Source organism: Brevibacillus sp. HB1.4B (assembly GCF_013284285.1).
GTDB lineage: Bacteria > Bacillota > Bacilli > Brevibacillales > Brevibacillaceae > Brevibacillus > Brevibacillus porteri.
This window is the reverse complement of record NZ_JABSUT010000002.1, coordinates 715143-732645: the sequence shown is the minus strand read 5'-3', so window position 1 is coordinate 732645 and position 17503 is coordinate 715143. Positions and strand designations below refer to the sequence as shown.

Sequence of the window (17503 nt, the reverse complement as noted above, 5' to 3'; positions counted from 1 at the left end):
TCCCCCATTTAGGACTTCCAGACGTCGGAGACAATTTCAAAAGAGCGCACACGATCGGCATGGTGGTACATTTGCGTCGTAATCATGAGCTCATCTGCGCCTGTAGCATCGAGTAGCTCTTGTAGTTTGCTTTTCACGGTAGCCGGGCTACCGATGATGGAAGAACGCAGCTGTGCTTGGACAGACAGTTTTTCGAATTCGCTCCATAGCTCATCCATATTGTCCACAGGTGGTTGGATAGGCTTGAGATCGCCGCGGACGAGATTTAAGAATGCTTGGTAATGGGAGGTGGCCAGTCGATTCGCGAGCTCATCGGTATCGGCTGCCATCACATTGACGCCAACCATGGCATATGGCTGATCCAGCACTTCCGATGGACGGAAACAATGGCGATACGTCTGCAATGCAGGTAAGGTGAAGTTCGGCGAAAAATGTCCAGCAAAAGCAAACGGCAATCCGAGCATGCCCGCCAGTCTCGCTGAGAAATCACTGGATCCGAGTAGCCAGATCGGGATGTTCAGACCTTCACCAGGGATAGCGCGGATAGCTGATGCCGACTCGTTAGTTCGTGGACGAAGATATTCACGCAGCTCCTCCAGTAACTCCGGGAAATCCTCTCCACCAATCCGCAAATCGCGGCGTAGCGCTCGTGATGTTCGTTGGTCCGCCCCGGGTGCGCGTCCAAGACCTAAGTCGATCCGGCCTGGATAGAGGGACTCCAGTGTCCCGAATTGCTCGGCGATTACGAGTGGAGCATGATTGGGTAGCATAATGCCGCCTGAGCCTACACGGATTTTGCTGGTGCCACCAGCAATGTAACCGATGAGAACGGAGGTGGCAGAGCTGGCTACGCTGGGCATTGCGTGGTGTTCGGCGAGCCAATAACGAGTAAAGCCCCATTTTTCCACCTGTTGCGCCAAATTGAGACTGTTTTTGTACGATTCAGCAGCGTTGCTGCCTTCTGTAATGGGTGCTAAATCGAGAACGGACAATGGGATATCTCGTAGTTGCTTAGATAAGATTGTATCGGACATGGGATGGAACCCTCCTTGTGCTTAGCGTTGCTGGTCGGATAAGTTTGTTACTGAGTAGTAACAAAGCGTACTTGCATCATACGGAGCGGCAGAAGGGATGTCAACGATTGGATGTGCGACCGAGCACATTGGGAGAAAAAGAAAGAGCCCTGACAATGCAAGGGCTCTTCGTACATCCTTATTGTTTTGTTAAGATAACAGGTCCATCCGCGGTAATAGCGAGAGTGTGCTCGTATTGAGCGGACAGCTTCCCATCGCGTGTACGTGCTGTCCAACCATCTTCATCGACGGTCGCATGGTACGTCCCGATGTTCAGCATGGGCTCAATGGTAATGACCATGCCTTCTTTAAGGCGTTGTCCTCTGCCAGGAGGGCCAAAGTGAGGAACGAACGGCTCCTCATGCATTTCCTGACCGATTCCATGTCCGGTAAAATCGCGCACGACGGAATAGCCTTGTGCTTGCGCATACGTTTGGATGGCGTGGGAAATGTCGCCGATCCGATTGCCTACAACAGCTTGCTCAATACCGAGATACAGCGATTTTTCAGTGACTTCCAGCAGTCTTTTCGCTTCTGGGGACACTGTCCCCACTTCATAAGACCAAGCGGAGTCTGCCAGCCAACCATTTTTGCGAACAACCATGTCGATTGTTACGATATCGCCATCACGCAGAGGCTCTTTTTTCGGGAAGCCATGGCAGATGACATCATTTACTGAACCGCATGTGGCATAGGGATATCCATGAAACCCTTTTTGCTCAGGGGTTGCGCCATTTTTAGCCAAAAATTCTTCTACGAATTGATCAATCTCCCAGGTAGAAATGCCTGGACGAATCATCTTGGCAATCTCACGATGACAAGCAGCCAAAGTCTTGCCTGCTGCATGCATGAGTTCAATTTCTTCAGGTGTCTTGAGGATAATCATCGACTCTCTCCTTCTCCTCGTTAGTCAAGAACTCTCTATAGTATATAGTGTAGTCCCGTTCTGTGCCAATTGCCACACCGAAAACGGCATGGTAGGATGAGGGAGAAATACTCAACCCTGGGGGTAGGTAGCATGGACAAGTTTCAAGAACATCTGGCGAACTACCAGATTCATGTAAAAGAAGACGTGGAAAAACGTATTGCCTTTATTCGTGAGCAAATTGACGGAAATGGCCTCGGCGGTGCAGTCGTCGGTATTTCTGGTGGGATTGACAGTGCGGTTACGGCAGCGCTGTGTGTTCGTGCATTAGGCTCTGAACGTGTTATTGGCGTTTGGTTGCCTGCTTACTCGCAAACCGTTCATGAAACAGATTCCAAGCGACTTGCTGAAGCGATTGGCTTTCACTTGCACAAGGTAGATGTAGGGCCTGCCTACGACGCTTTGGTTCCTGCTATCGAAAGTGTACTTGGGCTTGATGATAAAACAAAGGGAAATACAAAGGCTCGTTTGCGCATGACAGTGTTGTACGCCATCGCTAACCAAAAAGGATACTTGGTAGCGGATACGTGCAACCGCAGCGAGATTCATGTTGGTTATATGACAAAAGGCGGAGACGGTCTTGCCGACTTTAATCCAGTAGCAAGCCTGACGAAGCATGAGATGCGAATACTCGCAGCTGAGCTCGGGGTGCCTGGAGAGATCATTACGAAGCCACCTTCTGCCGATTTGTGGGAAGGGCAGACGGATGAACAAGAGATGGGCTTCACCTATGAGGATCTGGATCGTTTGCTGATTACAGGGGAAACTCGACCAGAAGCCAAAGAACGTATTGATTACCTACATCGAATCTCTGAGCATAAGCGCAACACCATGCCAGGCATATAGATATGGCACAATCATACAAGCTGTTTACAAGTTGTCTGTGGCAAACGACCAGTGCAGTTGTATCAACCGAACAACGTCTCTACTTGTTTGATCCGGCCTATTTTCCCCATGAGATAGAGGCGATTGCTGATTATGTGCAGAGTGAGAGGAATGGAAGGGAGCTTATTCTCGTCCTGACTCACGGAGATTGGGATCATGTAGTCGGAGTTGGCAAATTTCCGGATGCCACAGTCATTGCACAAAAGGAAATCCTCACCGCTGGACGGATCGAGAAGAAGCTGAACAAGGCGAAACGGTTTGACGGGTCGTATTACGTGGTCAGATCGTATGAAGTAGGAATGCCGACATTCGCGAAATTAGTAGAGGATGCACAGGATTGGCAGGAAGTCTTTTTCTTGCCTGTACCAGGACATACACCCGATCAGATGGCGACCTTGTTCCGGGAGCAGAAGCTGCTGGTTGTCGGTGACATGCTATCCAATTTGGAGTTCCCGTTTATCGATGATAGTAGTGCCTATTTGGAGAGTCTGGAAAAAATCGAGCAGTTGGTCTTACAAGGAGAAGTGGAAGAAGTTATTCCTGGCCACGGAGTACCTGCAAAAGGACGCGAGGAAATCCTGCATCGGATTGAACGGGATCGCCAGTATTTGTTGGATGCACGTGCAGTTGTGTTCGAGGCTATCGCCAATAACGTAGAGGAAGACGTACTCAGAGAGCAGTTTTCCCAACTGACGTATGATGGTGTATCGATCGATGAACATCTCTGTTCTTCCCATGACCAAAACCGGGATCAACTATACAAGGAAGCTATTTCGCAGAAAGGTTGATTATTCCACGGTTTTATAAGATAATAGGGGTTACGCAAATCTTTCTAGGAAAGAGGTGGAACAGATGTCTACAACTGAATTGATGCTGAGAACAAGTCTGGAAGGACGTGTGAAGCGTACGTTGCAAACGTACTTCCGTCGCCCTAACGACGTGTTGATCAAGGAAAGCCTCGGAGCGAACGGTTTGTCCCCAGAGCAAGTGGAAGTAACCGTGGAGCTCTTGAACGAAGACAAAACTGTTGCCGAAATCATGGAGCACCTGCACGATAAAGGCTACTTTGCATAACATTGCGAGCAAAAAAGACCGGACTGACATTCGATTGTCAGACCGGTCTTTTTCGTTCGAGCGATTAAGGGGTAGGGCTTTCCTCAGGAAATGAGCGCCGCAATTTCTTACGACGATACAATTGAAGGCCAGTTAAAACGAGAATGTAGCTCGCAAAAGCGACAATCAGCCCCATGATGGCACTCCCGGTAAAATAGACAAGTCCTTTTTCTTTCACCCAGACAAGCCATTGCATCCCAGGCTCGTGATGGATCAATTGCCCTTGTAACGGTTTGCCGATCAACACGTATCCAATATTGTAATTGAAAAGAATGAAAAGCGGTAAGATGAGCTTTCCGATGACAAACGCAACCAAAGCAGCGGGCAAGCTGGCGCGAAACAGCTTGCAAAGTGGGAAAAGCAACAAAAACGCAAGGCCAAAAGTAGGTAGGGTAATGAACTCGATGAAGATTCCGAGCGAAAATCCGCGGGCGACAAAAGCTGGAGCCCCTTTCATTCTCAGCACCTTGTAATATTCGAATTTTAGCTTTCGATATGTCTTTTTCCACATCCGTGCTATCCCTCGTTTGTCCCAAGTCATTTGTCTGTCATATCCCCTAAGGGTAAGGCGAATGGTGAAGCTGGATTTGTTTTTTGTTTGATGCTGTAGAGTATCTCCAAGTTGGCAAAAATTAATAGTTGCCATACGAGCTCTGATTTGTGAATGCGCCTTTCTTTTGGCATAATGGAAGAGGGTAGCTTGCTGGAAAAGTGGTGACATTCGTGGCTGATGTAATGGGAACCTTTAGTGACTATATTACGCAATATGGGTATGGCGCCTTGTTTGGATTGTTCTTTCTAGGAATTTTGGGGATGCCCTTACCTGAAGAAACGCTGCTCGTTTTTTCTGGATTTCTTGTCTCAACGGGAAAATTGCAATTTTGGCCTACTTTTTTCGTCTGCTTTCTCGGTTCCGTTACAGCGATGACGGTGGCATATTGGATCGGCAGAACGTTAGGTTACCCTTTTCTCGAACGATATGGGAAGCGACTAGGGATGGGCTATACCGTTTACAAAAAAACGGAAGAGTGGTTTAATCGCGTCGGCAAATGGGCGCTTCCGCTAGGCTATTTCATCCCTGGAGTTCGTCAGTTTACGGCCTATTTTGCGGGGATCACGCGATTGCCATTTCCGACTTTCATGCTTTATACCTATTTGGGTGGGCTGTTTTGGAGCTTGCTTTTTGTGACGCTTGGCTGGCAATTAGGAGAACGCTGGGATGAGCTGTTTGATTTGATTGCTCGTAACCTCGCGATTTTCTTTATCGCTTTGCTCGCATTGATCGCAACCTGGTCGTATTTCAGACACAAGAAGAATGTAAAAAAGCAATTACGGAGGGATCAGAATGAGTGAAGAAAACCGCAACGAAAATCTACTGCCTGTGGTTCAAAAGCCAACCGAACTGGTTCCTGTAGTATTACCGGAAAAACATCAGCGATTTTATGATAAATTGCGTGACAAAATCGAAGCGTTCATTAGAGACAAGGGAGTCAATGATTCAGTAGCCAACTTTATATTGCTTGCACCCGATTTGTTTGTTCTCTTGGCTCGCCTTATGCTGGACAAGCGCGTAGGTGTTCAATCAAAAGCGTTAGCAGGTGTAGCGGTTGCCTACTTCATTACCCCGGTTGATTTTATTCCGGAGGTATTAGTGGGCGGATTCGGGCTTGTGGACGACGTCATTTTGGCCGTTTATGCTTTGCGCAAGATTTTGGTGGACATCGATGAATCGATTGTACGTGAGCATTGGAATGGCGAAGAAGACCTCTTGGCTGTCATTACGAAGGTAGTTCGATCTGCGGATGATCTGGTTGGCAAGAAAATAGTGAAAAAGCTGGAAGAAACCCTGTTCCGAAAAAAATAAGCTAGGATGGGACAAATAGATGAAATATTTATTGGATTATCAAGAGGGAGAGCGTGTTGTCGCTTTTTGCCTGATTAAAAGCAAGGAAGCTGGCGTAGCGAGTAACCAGAGTGAATACTTGAATTTGGAGCTGGGAGATCGCTCCGGAACGATCACGGCAAAGCTATGGGATGTCAATGCAGAAATGAAGGAATGGATCAACGTCAAGGCTGTCGTGAAGATCGACGCTGCCGTCCAAGTGTATCGTGGGAAAAAGCAACTGGTGATTCAACGGATCAGACCGGCTGCCGCATCAGACGAAGTTCAGATGGAGTCGCTCATTCCGATCTCTCCATTTCCAGTAGATGAACTGTGGACAAAGCTTACCCATGCAGTCGACAGCCTGCAGAGTGCCACGCTCAAGGCCATTATTCAAGAAGCGCTGGCAACAGAGGAGATTCAGGACCGCCTTCGCCATTATCCGGCTGGCGTTCGTATGCACCACAACTATTATCATGGTTTGCTCGAGCATATTGTCTCTCTGTTGACGGCGGCACAGAGCCTCTTGCCACTTTATCCACAAGTAGACAGGGATGTACTGATTGCGACTTGTATTTTGCACGATATTGGAAAACTGTACGAGCTATCTGATCCCATCGCACCGGATTACACCACGCCAGGTCAGTTAATTGGTCACCTGGTCATGGGAGTCGAGATGGTGAGTGGCATTTGCCGCAAGCTAGATATTGCTTTAGGGGACGCGGAGGTTCTGCACTTGAAGCATTGCATTTTGAGTCATCATGGAGAGGTAGAGAACGGTTGGGGCAGTGCTGTATCTGGAAAAACGCCAACAGCTGTCATGTTCCATTACCTGGACCAGATCGACAGCAAAATGAACGCTTTGAGCCAAACACTAGCGGACATGACGGAAGAAGAGGAATGGGCGTACGCTGGCGTGCTTAGACGAAAAGTCTGGCGCGGGTATTAATTCATGGAACAAAAAGCCAACTGCTAAGCAAAACGAAGCAGTTGGCTTTTTTTAGATAAATCAGAAACGTTTTTGAAGGAAGCTCGTCTTAACAGTAATGGCTTGTAAATAGGAGGTATTCTCGTGAAAAAGCGAAACAGAGCTGCCATGTTTGTGTTGGCAGTCAGCATGGTCACGACACCAGTGGCACTTCTGCATCCGTTGTCTTCCTATGCGTATGATGGCAAATCAAGTCTGGAACCCATTCAGTTGCCAGAAGACATCGTCCACTTGTTAACAGAATTGAAAGAGGACTATGTGCCTCTCATGAAAGACCTTCATGTGGACTCATACGGTGGGACAAGCAACTCGGGGTATGTCATTAATCTCTCGGATCGAAAGAGTATCATTACTACGAATACGACGCTCAATATCTCCACGAATGCAGAGGGAGATATAACCAGATTTGTCCTGCATGATGTGAATCGGGACAAAACAACCAAAATCAATAAAAAGGAAGCCTATCAAAAGGCTGTCAATTTTATTCGAAATTACATAGTGGTTAACCATGTTATTTCCCCGCAAGCGACGCTCTCTTTCGATCGTGCGTCAGAGCTGGATCATCTGGCAGTCGTCAGTGTCTACCCACAGTTGAACAATACGTGGGTGGACAAAGAGACAGCGCGGGTCATGGTTGATGCAAAGGGCCAGGTTGTCGATTTTCAGCAAGATAAGGTAAAGCTTCCTACCCCAGCAGAAGTAGCGGACCCAAGCAAAGCTGTACCACTCGAAAAGGCAACGAAGGAGTGGCAAGACAAGGTATCCATGGAACTGGTCTACGATGAGTCAGCGGGCAAGCTTGTTTACGTGCCCGACCAATTGCCAACGATAGATGCTCTGTCTGGTGAAGAAGTTCCGTCTGTGTATAAAACAACGAATGAGACGATGAAAATCAAAGGAACAGCAGACATGGGCATCTGGCGAGATACGAAAAAAATGGAGCAGATGCTCGAGAAGGATTTTGGACTGAAGCTGAATCAGCGCACGTACAAAAATGTAAAAGAAGACAAAAAGTATAAAAACAGTGACATCGATCGCCATGAATGGAATGCGAGCTCGTATCAAAGTGCGTGGATTACTCTCGACCGTAAAACAAAATCACCCATTGAATTCAAGCTGGACGGTTCCGTAGAAAAGGAGCTTGAGAAGCCGCTCACGCATGATGAGGCAAAAGACATCGCAGTACAATTTGTGGAGAAATACTTATTGTCCAAAGAACAAGCTTTCTCCGTAAAGGAGACGAGTCTTATAGAAAATCTGCCGGGTTGGGCGGATCAAAATTTGGTGCGGCCGATCAGTAGCTTTGCTTTTCATCCTGAGATTGATGGTATCCCTACGAAGAGACCACTGTTTTACATGGAAGTGGACGCAAAGAAGGGTAATGTAGTCCTTGTTCAAGTAAATGACCTGCCGTCCATGCCTGCTACCATCAGTAAAGACGGTATTGTCAAGGATGAGAAAGCAAAGGATGCGTATCTCAAAGAAGCAAATCTACGCTTGGCATACTGGTATCCGAAGGTAGGTACACATTCAGCGAAACTGCCGGAGCTGGCCTATTTACCAACGGCCGATGCCAAGTCTTTGCAGATCGATGCTGCAACGGGTGCAGTGGAAGAAACCTGGCTGGAATGGAAAGCGTCCGACTAAGCATTACCCGACATGGTGTAGAAGCCGTGTCGGGTTTTCCTTTTCATCATTATCGGAATTCATAAACACTTCAAGTCAGGTAGGATTTTTTTTCTTTTTGTAGAATATCTTCTTGATTCCCATTTGATTTGGCAAACAATGCCGAACACGAGAAGGAGAAAGTGCAATGAAACGGCCAACTTATACCCTACCAAGTATTGTAAAAAAGGTATTCCGGCCCGGTGAGCGCTCCCTTCCACGTACGGAGATCTGCTCCCGGATGGAAGCGAATGAGCTGAATGCTTTTTTGGATCTGGACTGCAAGACAATACTGGATAAAGTGTTGAACATGGAGCAGTCTCCAGTGCGAGTTGGAAGTTCAGAGGCGATCGTAGAGGTCACTCACCAGCCGCATCAAGTGTACGACTTGGCTCATCGCTATTTACGCGATAGCCAAACACCAAAAAAGCTTGAGCAAATTGTCGCAGAGCTGCGTCGTCAAACGCAGTTTGGCTGGAATCAGATTCTTCGTATGTTGCAATTGGAACGCGATCCTCGCTTTGTGCAATATCAAGGCGACAGCAGATGGTTTTTGGCAGAGTGGACTTTGGGCAATGACCAAGTGTATGCGTTTTGCCGCGACAATGGCATTACGCAGGTAGCTGCTCGCACATTAGTCCATTTTCTGGAGCAGGAAGTAGGAATTGCTGCAGATGCTGCTTTTCTCCCTGCGCAAGATGACCGCTTCCGCATTGACGGTGATACCATGTACATCATTGCTCGTAGCGAAGATTCCAAGGAAGAGCAGGCGGCCCTCGAGGTTGCTGTTGCTGCCCCTTCTGTATCGATAGGAAACAGCGAGTCCGTCTCAGAAGAAATTGCATCGGAAGAACCAGCGAATCCCTTACATCAGGTGGAACAACAACATGAACTATTAGTTACCAAGGAGGAAGCTACTATGTCTACCATTACCAACCAGCAAGTTCTTGAGGAAGTACAAAAACTGATGCAAGAAGCTATCGACCGCTTGGAGACAAGAAACCAAGAAATGTCCCAAGAAGTTGTCGCTCATTTTCAACAAAGCAATATGCAAGCTATAGAAGTGCTAATGAAAGAGAAACATAAGCATGAGCAGATCGTACTTGGCATTCAACAGGTGCTGGCGACCAGTGAACAACAATGAGTAAACTTGAGGCTACGATCCGGTTAGAGCAGAGATTTGCCATCCTGCGCGAGGTTATCGCGGGCTATCGGATTCGCCTTCAAGAAATGGAGCAGGAAGTGGTAGAGCTTTTTACCACGAACCAGCTCTCTGCTATTTCAGCATGTATGGGCGAGAAGCAGCGCATCGTCAGGTTGATGAATCGACTGGAACAATTTATTGTTCAATGGGAAAGCAACAACACGGATGTGGGTATCGCACATGAACCAAAGCGAGAACACTTGAACACATGACGAATAATGCGGTAAAATAGGGGGATTGTGCATGATTCCCCGCGCATGCCGCGTGGGCTGGAAAGGAGATCCAAACCCTCTATGTCGGTAGGAAGAAACGAACTGTGCCCTTGTGGGAGCGGAAAAAAATACAAAAAATGCTGTGGGGTTGTCACTCCCATTACGGAGCTGCGTAGCCGCCACGAGCAAAAGCTGCAAAAAGAATACGCTGGCTGGGTCGAAAGACTGAACCATTTTGTCGGCGCAAATGTAACCAGCGAGACGATTCAAGAAGCGCGGAATCGTTTTGCCGAAGAAGTAGGCTTGACTCAAGAGAGTGTCGCACGTCCTGAATGGGCAGCCCATTTCTTCAACTGGTGTGTATTGGACGTCAAAACAGGTGGAAGCACGCTGCTTGAGAACTATATCAAACAGCATGGACGTCGGATGGAGCCTGATCTTCGCCGTGCGTTTGCTGGATTGCACCTGAACGTTTATGAAATCGTGGAAGTGGATCGTGATGTCATCACGGTTCAACAACCGATATCGGAAGAAAAACACTATCTGCTTCGTGCCAATACGTTGAATGTTGTCCCTGGGCAATTGATCGTAGGGCGCCTGCTGAATCTAGGTCTGCGTGATATGCTCTTCTCTGGCAGCATCATCTTGCAGCCACATGTCAAGGAAAGCCTGCTCGAGTGGTTACGCCAGCATCCAGAAGTAGAAGCTGCGAAGGCAGATACGAGCAAGAGAAGCTATACGACAGAGCTGTATCACTTCATCGTTCAATTTGGTGGAGCGGCAAGCGAGTCGGAAGCACCGAAGCAAGAATCGTTACTGCGTCGTACCTATGCGATGCCAGATCGTAAACAGCTCCTGAAAGTAATCGAGTCGAATCCTGCATTCGAGCTGAAAAAACGGGATGCTGCTCGTGAGACATGGGTATATGCGACACGCAAGGAAGAGCATTTGTTCCCGAATTTAAAGGATGCCTTGTTGGAGCTATACGAAGTACAGGCAGAAGTGATTTTGCAGGATGACAGCCTGATTCTGGAAGGGTATGCATCGCAGTTAGATGAAGTCGCAGAGCTTTTACTGCTTCTTGCATTTGAGAACGAAGAGGAGATTCGCGTTCTTACTTCAACGGGCTCTCGTTTGTCCAAAGGAACTCTGTTTATCACGAGTCAGCCTACTTTGCCACCAAAAGTGTTGCAGTGGGCGGTCCAAACCTATTTTACCGAAAAATGGCTGGTTACTTCCCATGAACAGCTCGATGATTTGGCTCCGCTCTTGGTTGCGGCTACAGAAAACGAGGAGCTGCATGGGAAACTTCACAAGTTGATGGAACAAATGGAACAGGATCATAAAATCGGACAAGGCTTGGCTCGCTTTATCCGCATGGACATTCTTCGTCCGCGCCTCTCGTTGTCAAATGACAGCCTGCATGTGCATAACCTGCTGCGCCGTCCGTTGATCGAGGGGTTGCCGGAGAGTGTGTACACCGTGCATCCTGACAGACTTGCGGACATCAATCGCTTCGTGCAAGAGATGACCGAAGGCAAGTCGGAAGCAACCGTCAAAAAATACGATGAGGTCATGAATAACTTCCGTTCATTCGTCAGAGGAGCGTTTGGCCCATCTTTCACATGGGAGCAGTTGCGTAGAGAGGATCTGGTATACTTCTTCGTCCACGACATTTTCACGCGCACAGACGCAACGACCAAAACGTTGGCAACGAATCTGATGTCTGTTTTGACGGCGTTCTTCAAGTGGCTGGATAAGCAAGGACCATACGCGCTTTATCCTGTCATGCAGCCATTGTTCGCCGAGTTGAAGGAAACATTGCCGGAATCCTATCGCTTGCGTGGTGTGCTGGAAAAGGAAGCGACTCAAAATCTTTTCAGCAAACCAATGGCGATCAAAGATGTCACGGAAGAATCCATACTCGTGCAAGAAATCACTTCATCTGGTTGTACGGCAAAACGAGCGAATGGCGAGACAATCAAGCTGTCTATTGGCGCTGAATTGGGTGCTATGCTGGCAGCAGATTGGGTGATCCATGGCTTGTTCGGTCAAGGTGAGGACGGTACTTGGAGACTGTTTGGTACGCCTGAAGTGTATCCACCAGTCATTGCCCAAGTGCTGGGCGCACCAACAGGTGTATTAGTCTAGAACCCCTAGCATAAAGAAAAACCCGAGGATTCGTGTCCTCGGGTTTTTTGTTTTGACTTTTCCTTGGAATAGATTAGTGAGCCCATTCGCGGAGTGTCTTGTCTTTCGGCAGCAAAAAGCCCATAACCCCGATTAACGGGAGGAACGAACATAACAGAATGACAAAGCTCAGACTGTAAAGATCGGCGAGATAGCCGAAAACGAGAGCGCCCATGCCTCCCATTCCAAAGGCAAGCCCGATGATCAGTCCGGATACGGTACCGATTTTGCCAGGCAATAGCTCCTGCGCGTACACGACTGTGACGGAGAAGCTCGAAAGCATGATAAAGCCGCTGATCACCATTAATGGAAAGGCCCAATTGCCTGAGACGTAAGGCGTCAGCAATGTCAGTGGAAGTGAACCGAGTGTGGAAATGATGAGCAAGTTCCTTTTTCCGAATCGGTCAGACAGCGGTCCGCCAAAAAATGTCCCAATCGCTCCTGCGAAAAGAAAACCAAAAATGACGAGCTGTGCACTGGCATAATCCATATCTTTCACATACATCAAATAAAACTGATAAAAGCTTTGGTAGCCAGCATTCATCCAGGACCGCACACTGACGATGACAACCAGGAGACCGAGGGCAATCAATCGCTTGTTCCGATTCGTATACGTGACAGGTGCGGCAGTAGCCTTTTTCAAGCGCTGTTGCCCACGATACCAGAGAGCAACATAGAGCAAGATGCCGCTAGCTAATAGCGCGGGCAACAGAAACCAGGCAGCCCCTGTCTGTCCCAGATTTGCAAAGACCAGGATGGTCATCAAGGGGGCGAGTGCTTGCCCGGCATTTCCACCTACTTGAAAAATGGATTGTCCCAGCCCTCTGCGAGGACCGGATGCCAAGTGGGCGAAGCGTGAGGCTTCTGGGTGGAAGATGGCTGAGCCAATACCAACACAGGCGACTGCTGCGAGAACGAAATAGTAACTACCGGAGAATGCGAGTGCCAGCATCCCCAATCCCGATACGATCAAAGCCAGTGGTGGCAATAAAGGAATCGATTTGCGATCGGAGAAGTAACCGACGAATGGTTGCAAAACAGATGAAGTAAGATTCATGACGAGTAAAATCATTCCGACTTGTGTAAACGTTAATACCAGATTCTTCTCTACAATAGGAAGCAATGCAGGGATGACCGCTTGTAAGCTGTCGTTTAACAGATGCGCAATGCTAATGGCAAATAGCATGCGATAGACAGTTGGTGCCGCAGTCCCTGCCGGTGTAGAGTGAATGGGTGTTGATGAGGCACTCATGTCAGTTCATCCCCAACCTTTCTTAGGTAACTTACTTTTTATTTTTTTCAATGTAGCATGGATTCTACAGGACGTCATCCATGAATGATGGGAATATGATGGTCGGAAATAAAGAATTTGATCTGTCAGGAAGTTTTTTAAAAAGTAGGTAAATGGAGAAACGGTGTCGAAAAAGAGAGGAGCACAATGGACTAGACCATGAGCAGAAGGCTAGGGGGAATGCTGGAATGCTGGAAGGTATAACAGAATACTGGCTATGCGTGGGAGGAGCCAATGTTGACGTGCAGGGGATCACTTCTGCCAGACTGTTGCCTGGAACAAGTAATCCGGGTGAAGTACATCAAGCAGCAGGCGGCGTAGCTCGAAACGTGGCGGAAAATCTGGGATGGCTAGGAGAAGAAGTGCAGCTGTTTGCTCTGGTGGGAGAAGATGCAGATGGCGAGTGGCTAAGACAGGTCACAGCAAATAGTGGAGTGGCTACTCATGGCATGTTGCGAATCGCAGGGAAATCGACTGGGCGCTACTTGGCTATTCGTGATCGTGACGGTGAATTGTACACGGCTGTTGCAGACATGGAACTAAATGAAGAGTGGCCAGCGGAGATTGTCCAGCAAGGTCTCAAACGCTTGTCTCAGGCCGCAGGCTTGTTTCTGGATGCCAATCTTCCCGTCGAGGTTATGCGGGCATTTTTGGCGGAAGCTAGAAGACTCGATAAAAAGATCATCGTGGACCCTGTTTCTGTGAAAAAAGCAGAAAAATGGAAAGGGTTGCTTGAAGGTGTTCATATACTTGTCGCGAGCATTGATGAGCTTGAAGTGCTAGGTGGCCAATCACTTCATTCCTATAATGATGTGGAAATATGCGCGAAAAAATTGGTGGCAGAAGGTATTCATCAGGTCATGGTCATTTGTGGGGAAGCAGGGCTGTGGCTGTGCACCGCACAGGAGGAAAAATGGCTTGCTGCCCCGACTATGCCGATTCGAGAGTCCGCAGGAGATGCGTTTGCCGCAGGTATCATTTATGCGCAAAACAAAGCATTGTCCCTTACAGAACAAGCAGCTTTCGGCGTTGCTTTGGCCGAGATGAGAACAAAGGGAAATGGCCAATACGATATCGATGTCCTTTTGGCACGAAAAGATTACTATGCCGCAAAAGAAAGACAGATCCTCGACAGAGAATGAAAATACATAGCTTGACGTACACTACCCGTTAGTTGGTACAGAGGAGGAGTGTATGTCATGGAAAAGAAATCGAATGATGTGAATGGAAAACAAGAGAGCCATGTTCGGCAGGGTGGGGATTCACACCGCTCCAAAAACAAGCGTCCTGAAGGGCCTGTACAAGGATTTAGTCAGGCACCACGCGGCTTGCAATAAGTCTAAATTTATATGTGCAACTAAAGTCCCCTTATCGACAAAAAGATGGGGGACTTTTCGTTTAAAGGAACATTTTTCTACAAATGCAGACAACGATATGGTACAATACCTCAATCAGAGTATTGCCAACTGAAGAAAAAAGTGGTGCATATTGTCGAGTGGCACAATTCAAAATCGTGCCTCCCTTTACTTTGTCAAAAAGCGTGCGCGAACAAGGAGACTGATTCATATGCCAGATACTGTTGTGAAAACACGCGCTTCAGCTTCTCGAAAGAAACAGCCGAGCCGTAATCGAAAAATACGTAAACTCGTTGTATCCTTCACATTGATCACCTTGCTGCTGGTTGGCGGTGTGGCTGGAGCAATTTATTGGAAAATTGAGGACACTCTGACGGAAGTAACGAGCCCTGCAAACAGCGGATTTACTTCGCCAGTATCCCAAAATGTCGATCCTGTTTACTACTCGGATAAGCCAATGTCGTTTGTATTGCTTGGTTCTGATACCCGTCCGGAAACTGGTTCCATGAATACAGACGTAATGATTGTGGCAGTTGCCAACCCAAAGACGAAGAAAGTTACCATGGTATCGATTCCGCGGGACACACGCGTCAAGATCCCAGGCTATCGCGACTACCATAAGATCAATTCTGTCTATGCCAATGGCGAAGCAGAACGCAGGCAAGCAGAGCGCAACAACCGAACGGTTACTGAAGATGGTATTTCCTTAACGAAGAAAACGTTGAATGAAGTACTGGGTATTCCGATTGAGCATTTTGTAGCCATTGATTTCGATGGTTTCAAAGCGGTCATTGACGAATTAGGTGGTGTGGAAGTCAATGTGGATCGCAAACTGGTATACGATGATCCAACTGACGATACTCACATCAATCTCCAGCCAGGACTTCAAAAATTGAATGGTGAGCAAGCACTTGGTTATGTACGACATCGTCATGACAACCGTGGAACGAAGTACTACTCCAGTGACTTCGACCGTAACCGTCGCCAACAAGAGGTCATCAAGGCTGTCGTGGACAAAACGGCTTCTCTTGAAGGCTTAACGAAGATATTTAACGTCATGGACGTAGGTGCCAAGAATATACATACCGATCTTTCCAAGGATCAGATCAAAGGCTTGGCCTACGATTTCAAAGGATTTAATTCTTCTACGGTCACCGCATTGGATAATGGGGCATATTGGCAGGGAGGATACACGTATCTCGAAAAAGAAAAGCTCGAGTCTGTTCGCGATTCCTTGCAATCAGAGATGGGATTGAGTGGGAGCGTCGTAGCGTCCCTCAACAATTCTCCGATACTCGGTTCCGGTGAAGCGGTAGCGACAAGCAACAAGAAGAGCGTCAAGAAGAAAACGACAGAATCAGCTGCATCAACATCAACGAAACAAAAAACGGAGGCTCCGAAAGAACAAGAGCCGAATTCAACAGACAATCAAGACGGTACGGCAAATGAAGGTGCAATGCCGCCACCTGATGTCGTAGACTCAGAAGGGCAAGGCCAGTCGACAGATCAAGGTCAGGGAGCACAGACGCCTGCGACTGATGCAACACAATCTCCTGGGACTGTACCAGCAGGTAATAACGGCAACAACTCTACACCACCGCCGGATATCATCCCGCCGTCCAGTCAGGATGCAGGTCCTGCAACTACACAAGGATCGAACACGAACTCTTAACGAGTACGAAAAACACCCGTTCATCATGAGCGGGTGTTTTTATTTGTCGATTCATTAAAAAATTTTAAAAATTCGTTTATGGAAAAGGTTTAGAAAACACCAATTTCGTGGTACAATAATAATATGCTGATAAGACAGATTAATCAGATAATTATTACTGACTGGAGGGATTTCTATGACGATTTTCTTGGTGAACCTGTTCCTGGTGATTGCTTTTGTGTACCTGATCAGCCGCCAACAAAACGAAGAGTTTGTGTACGATGAAGATTTTTTCCTCCAGAACCCTTCAGCTTTGGAAGAATATCAGCAGATGCCGATTGATTTCCAGCATGCCTTTTTCCGCAAGCATAAAGAGTGGATTAAGGAAAAATATATGCGCGGAGAAAGCTACATTTTAGGTTACTGTCCAAACAAAGAAGTGCGTCGTGCGTGGCTGTCAGAATTCATGAATCAAAAAAATATGAACAATTCACCGACCCCTTCCTCGTGAAGGGGTTTTTCGCATCTGTAGAACTCGTGCTATACTGCTACGAGAGGATATCGTGAAATAGGAGGAAAGAAGTACGTGTTACAATTTATGCTGGAAAAACTAAATCAACAGTTACATACGCATGGAATGATTTCGGATATCGTCTTGCGCTCCGATCATTCGTTGCTGGAAGAAGCGGAAGGGCAAGAGGTTCTGATCACGTTTTCCGAGGCAGAGGACGAAAAGCAACCAACGGCTACCATCCATCTGTTTTCGCTTACAGAAGAGGACAGCTGTGAAATTGAGGTGGAAATTGACTATCCTTATAGCTTGCAAGATGAGGAGATTCAACAATTATGGAAGCAAGCAAAAAGCTTGGTAGCTGAGTGTTCGCTGACAGAAAAGCGCCGCTTTGTGGAGCAGGGTACGCAGGCGGAAGCGAATGTCGTACTGGATTATCACTTTGTCGTGCAGATGCCGCGAACAGAAGCTGAAGAAATCGCATTTACAGAAACCATCGCAAGATTTTCCGCAGATTTGGGGATGCTCGTCAAACTCGGCACATAAAAATAGGCTGTA

At 47.5% G+C, this 17503-nt stretch carries 19 protein-coding genes; 15 read left to right on the top strand and 4 right to left on the bottom strand.

From position 1 onward, the window contains the following. Positions 1–8: 8 nt before the first annotated feature. Both HP398_RS07790 and map read right to left on the bottom strand, forming a co-directional pair. On the bottom strand, positions 9–1034 hold the full coding sequence (locus tag HP398_RS07790) for an LLM class flavin-dependent oxidoreductase (protein ID WP_173622300.1): 1026 nt from the start codon (positions 1032–1034) through the stop codon (positions 9–11). Between the two features lie 178 nt (positions 1035–1212). Continuing rightward, positions 1213–1959 (bottom strand): type I methionyl aminopeptidase, encoded by a 747-nt coding sequence (gene map, locus HP398_RS07785; protein WP_173622299.1) that lies wholly within the window; start codon positions 1957–1959, stop codon positions 1213–1215. 132 nt (positions 1960–2091) lie between these two features. On the opposite strand from map, the gene nadE reads away from it, so the two are divergent. The 3 genes from nadE to HP398_RS07770 all read left to right on the top strand — a co-directional run bounded on the left by nadE (position 2092) and on the right by HP398_RS07770 (position 3957). Further along, on the top strand, positions 2092–2844 hold the full coding sequence (nadE, locus tag HP398_RS07780) for an NAD(+) synthase (protein WP_017250370.1): 753 nt from the start codon (positions 2092–2094) through the stop codon (positions 2842–2844). 2 nt (positions 2845–2846) lie between these two features. Continuing rightward, complete coding sequence (locus HP398_RS07775; RefSeq protein WP_173622298.1) at positions 2847–3671, top strand: MBL fold metallo-hydrolase; 825 nt, start codon at positions 2847–2849, stop codon at positions 3669–3671. Positions 3672–3735: 64 nt separating this feature from the next. Further along, positions 3736–3957 (top strand): hypothetical protein, encoded by a 222-nt coding sequence (locus tag HP398_RS07770; protein ID WP_173622297.1) that lies wholly within the window; start codon positions 3736–3738, stop codon positions 3955–3957. A 64-nt stretch (positions 3958–4021) separates the two neighbouring features. On the opposite strand, the gene HP398_RS07765 is transcribed toward HP398_RS07770, so the two are convergent. Next, positions 4022–4507 carry a DUF2062 domain-containing protein gene (locus tag HP398_RS07765; RefSeq protein WP_026043234.1) on the bottom strand — a complete coding sequence of 162 codons (486 nt, stop codon included), beginning with the start codon at positions 4505–4507 and terminating at the stop codon, positions 4022–4024. A 212-nt stretch (positions 4508–4719) separates the two neighbouring features. Between HP398_RS07765 and HP398_RS07760 the strand changes: the two genes are divergently transcribed. The 7 genes from HP398_RS07760 (at position 4720) to HP398_RS07730 (ending at position 12098) form a co-directional block, all read left to right on the top strand. Next, a complete protein-coding gene (locus HP398_RS07760) occupies positions 4720–5349 on the top strand; it encodes a DedA family protein (RefSeq protein WP_026043233.1) in 630 nt (209 codons plus the stop codon). Next, positions 5342–5860: a YkvA family protein gene (locus HP398_RS07755; RefSeq protein WP_017250365.1), complete on the top strand. Its 519-nt coding sequence runs from the start codon at positions 5342–5344 to the stop codon at positions 5858–5860. The genes HP398_RS07760 and HP398_RS07755 overlap by 8 nt, the downstream gene beginning before the upstream one ends. Before the next feature lie 19 nt (positions 5861–5879). Beyond that, a complete protein-coding gene (locus tag HP398_RS07750) occupies positions 5880–6827 on the top strand; it encodes a 3'-5' exoribonuclease YhaM family protein (RefSeq protein ID WP_017250364.1) in 948 nt (315 codons plus the stop codon). Positions 6828–6950: 123 nt separating this feature from the next. Further along, positions 6951–8513 (top strand): YcdB/YcdC domain-containing protein, encoded by a 1563-nt coding sequence (locus HP398_RS07745; protein WP_173622296.1) that lies wholly within the window; start codon positions 6951–6953, stop codon positions 8511–8513. Between the two features lie 166 nt (positions 8514–8679). Next, positions 8680–9675, top strand: coding sequence for a hypothetical protein (locus HP398_RS07740; protein WP_017250362.1), 996 nt, complete (start codon positions 8680–8682; stop codon positions 9673–9675). Beyond that, a complete protein-coding gene (locus tag HP398_RS07735) occupies positions 9672–9947 on the top strand; it encodes a hypothetical protein (protein ID WP_017250361.1) in 276 nt (91 codons plus the stop codon). The genes HP398_RS07740 and HP398_RS07735 overlap by 4 nt, the downstream gene beginning before the upstream one ends. An 81-nt stretch (positions 9948–10028) precedes the next feature. Further along, a complete protein-coding gene (locus tag HP398_RS07730) occupies positions 10029–12098 on the top strand; it encodes a YecA family protein (protein WP_173622295.1) in 2070 nt (689 codons plus the stop codon). Between the two features lie 73 nt (positions 12099–12171). On the opposite strand, the gene HP398_RS07725 is transcribed toward HP398_RS07730, so the two are convergent. Continuing rightward, a complete protein-coding gene (locus tag HP398_RS07725; protein WP_173622294.1) occupies positions 12172–13389 on the bottom strand; it encodes an MFS transporter in 1218 nt (405 codons plus the stop codon). Between the two features lie 227 nt (positions 13390–13616). On the opposite strand from HP398_RS07725, the gene HP398_RS07720 reads away from it, so the two are divergent. The 5 genes from HP398_RS07720 (at position 13617) to HP398_RS07700 (ending at position 17491) form a co-directional block, all read left to right on the top strand. Beyond that, positions 13617–14570: a carbohydrate kinase family protein gene (locus tag HP398_RS07720; RefSeq protein ID WP_017250358.1), complete on the top strand. Its 954-nt coding sequence runs from the start codon at positions 13617–13619 to the stop codon at positions 14568–14570. 57 nt (positions 14571–14627) lie between these two features. After that, a complete protein-coding gene (locus HP398_RS07715; RefSeq protein ID WP_007717021.1) occupies positions 14628–14765 on the top strand; it encodes a hypothetical protein in 138 nt (45 codons plus the stop codon). A 229-nt stretch (positions 14766–14994) separates the two neighbouring features. Further along, complete coding sequence (locus tag HP398_RS07710; RefSeq protein ID WP_017250357.1) at positions 14995–16455, top strand: LCP family protein; 1461 nt, start codon at positions 14995–14997, stop codon at positions 16453–16455. Positions 16456–16630: 175 nt separating this feature from the next. Next, a complete protein-coding gene (locus HP398_RS07705) occupies positions 16631–16945 on the top strand; it encodes a hypothetical protein (RefSeq protein WP_017250356.1) in 315 nt (104 codons plus the stop codon). Between the two features lie 75 nt (positions 16946–17020). Further along, positions 17021–17491, top strand: a complete 471-nt coding sequence (locus tag HP398_RS07700; protein ID WP_173622293.1) for a hypothetical protein — start codon at positions 17021–17023, stop codon at positions 17489–17491. Positions 17492–17503 lie beyond the last annotated feature (12 nt).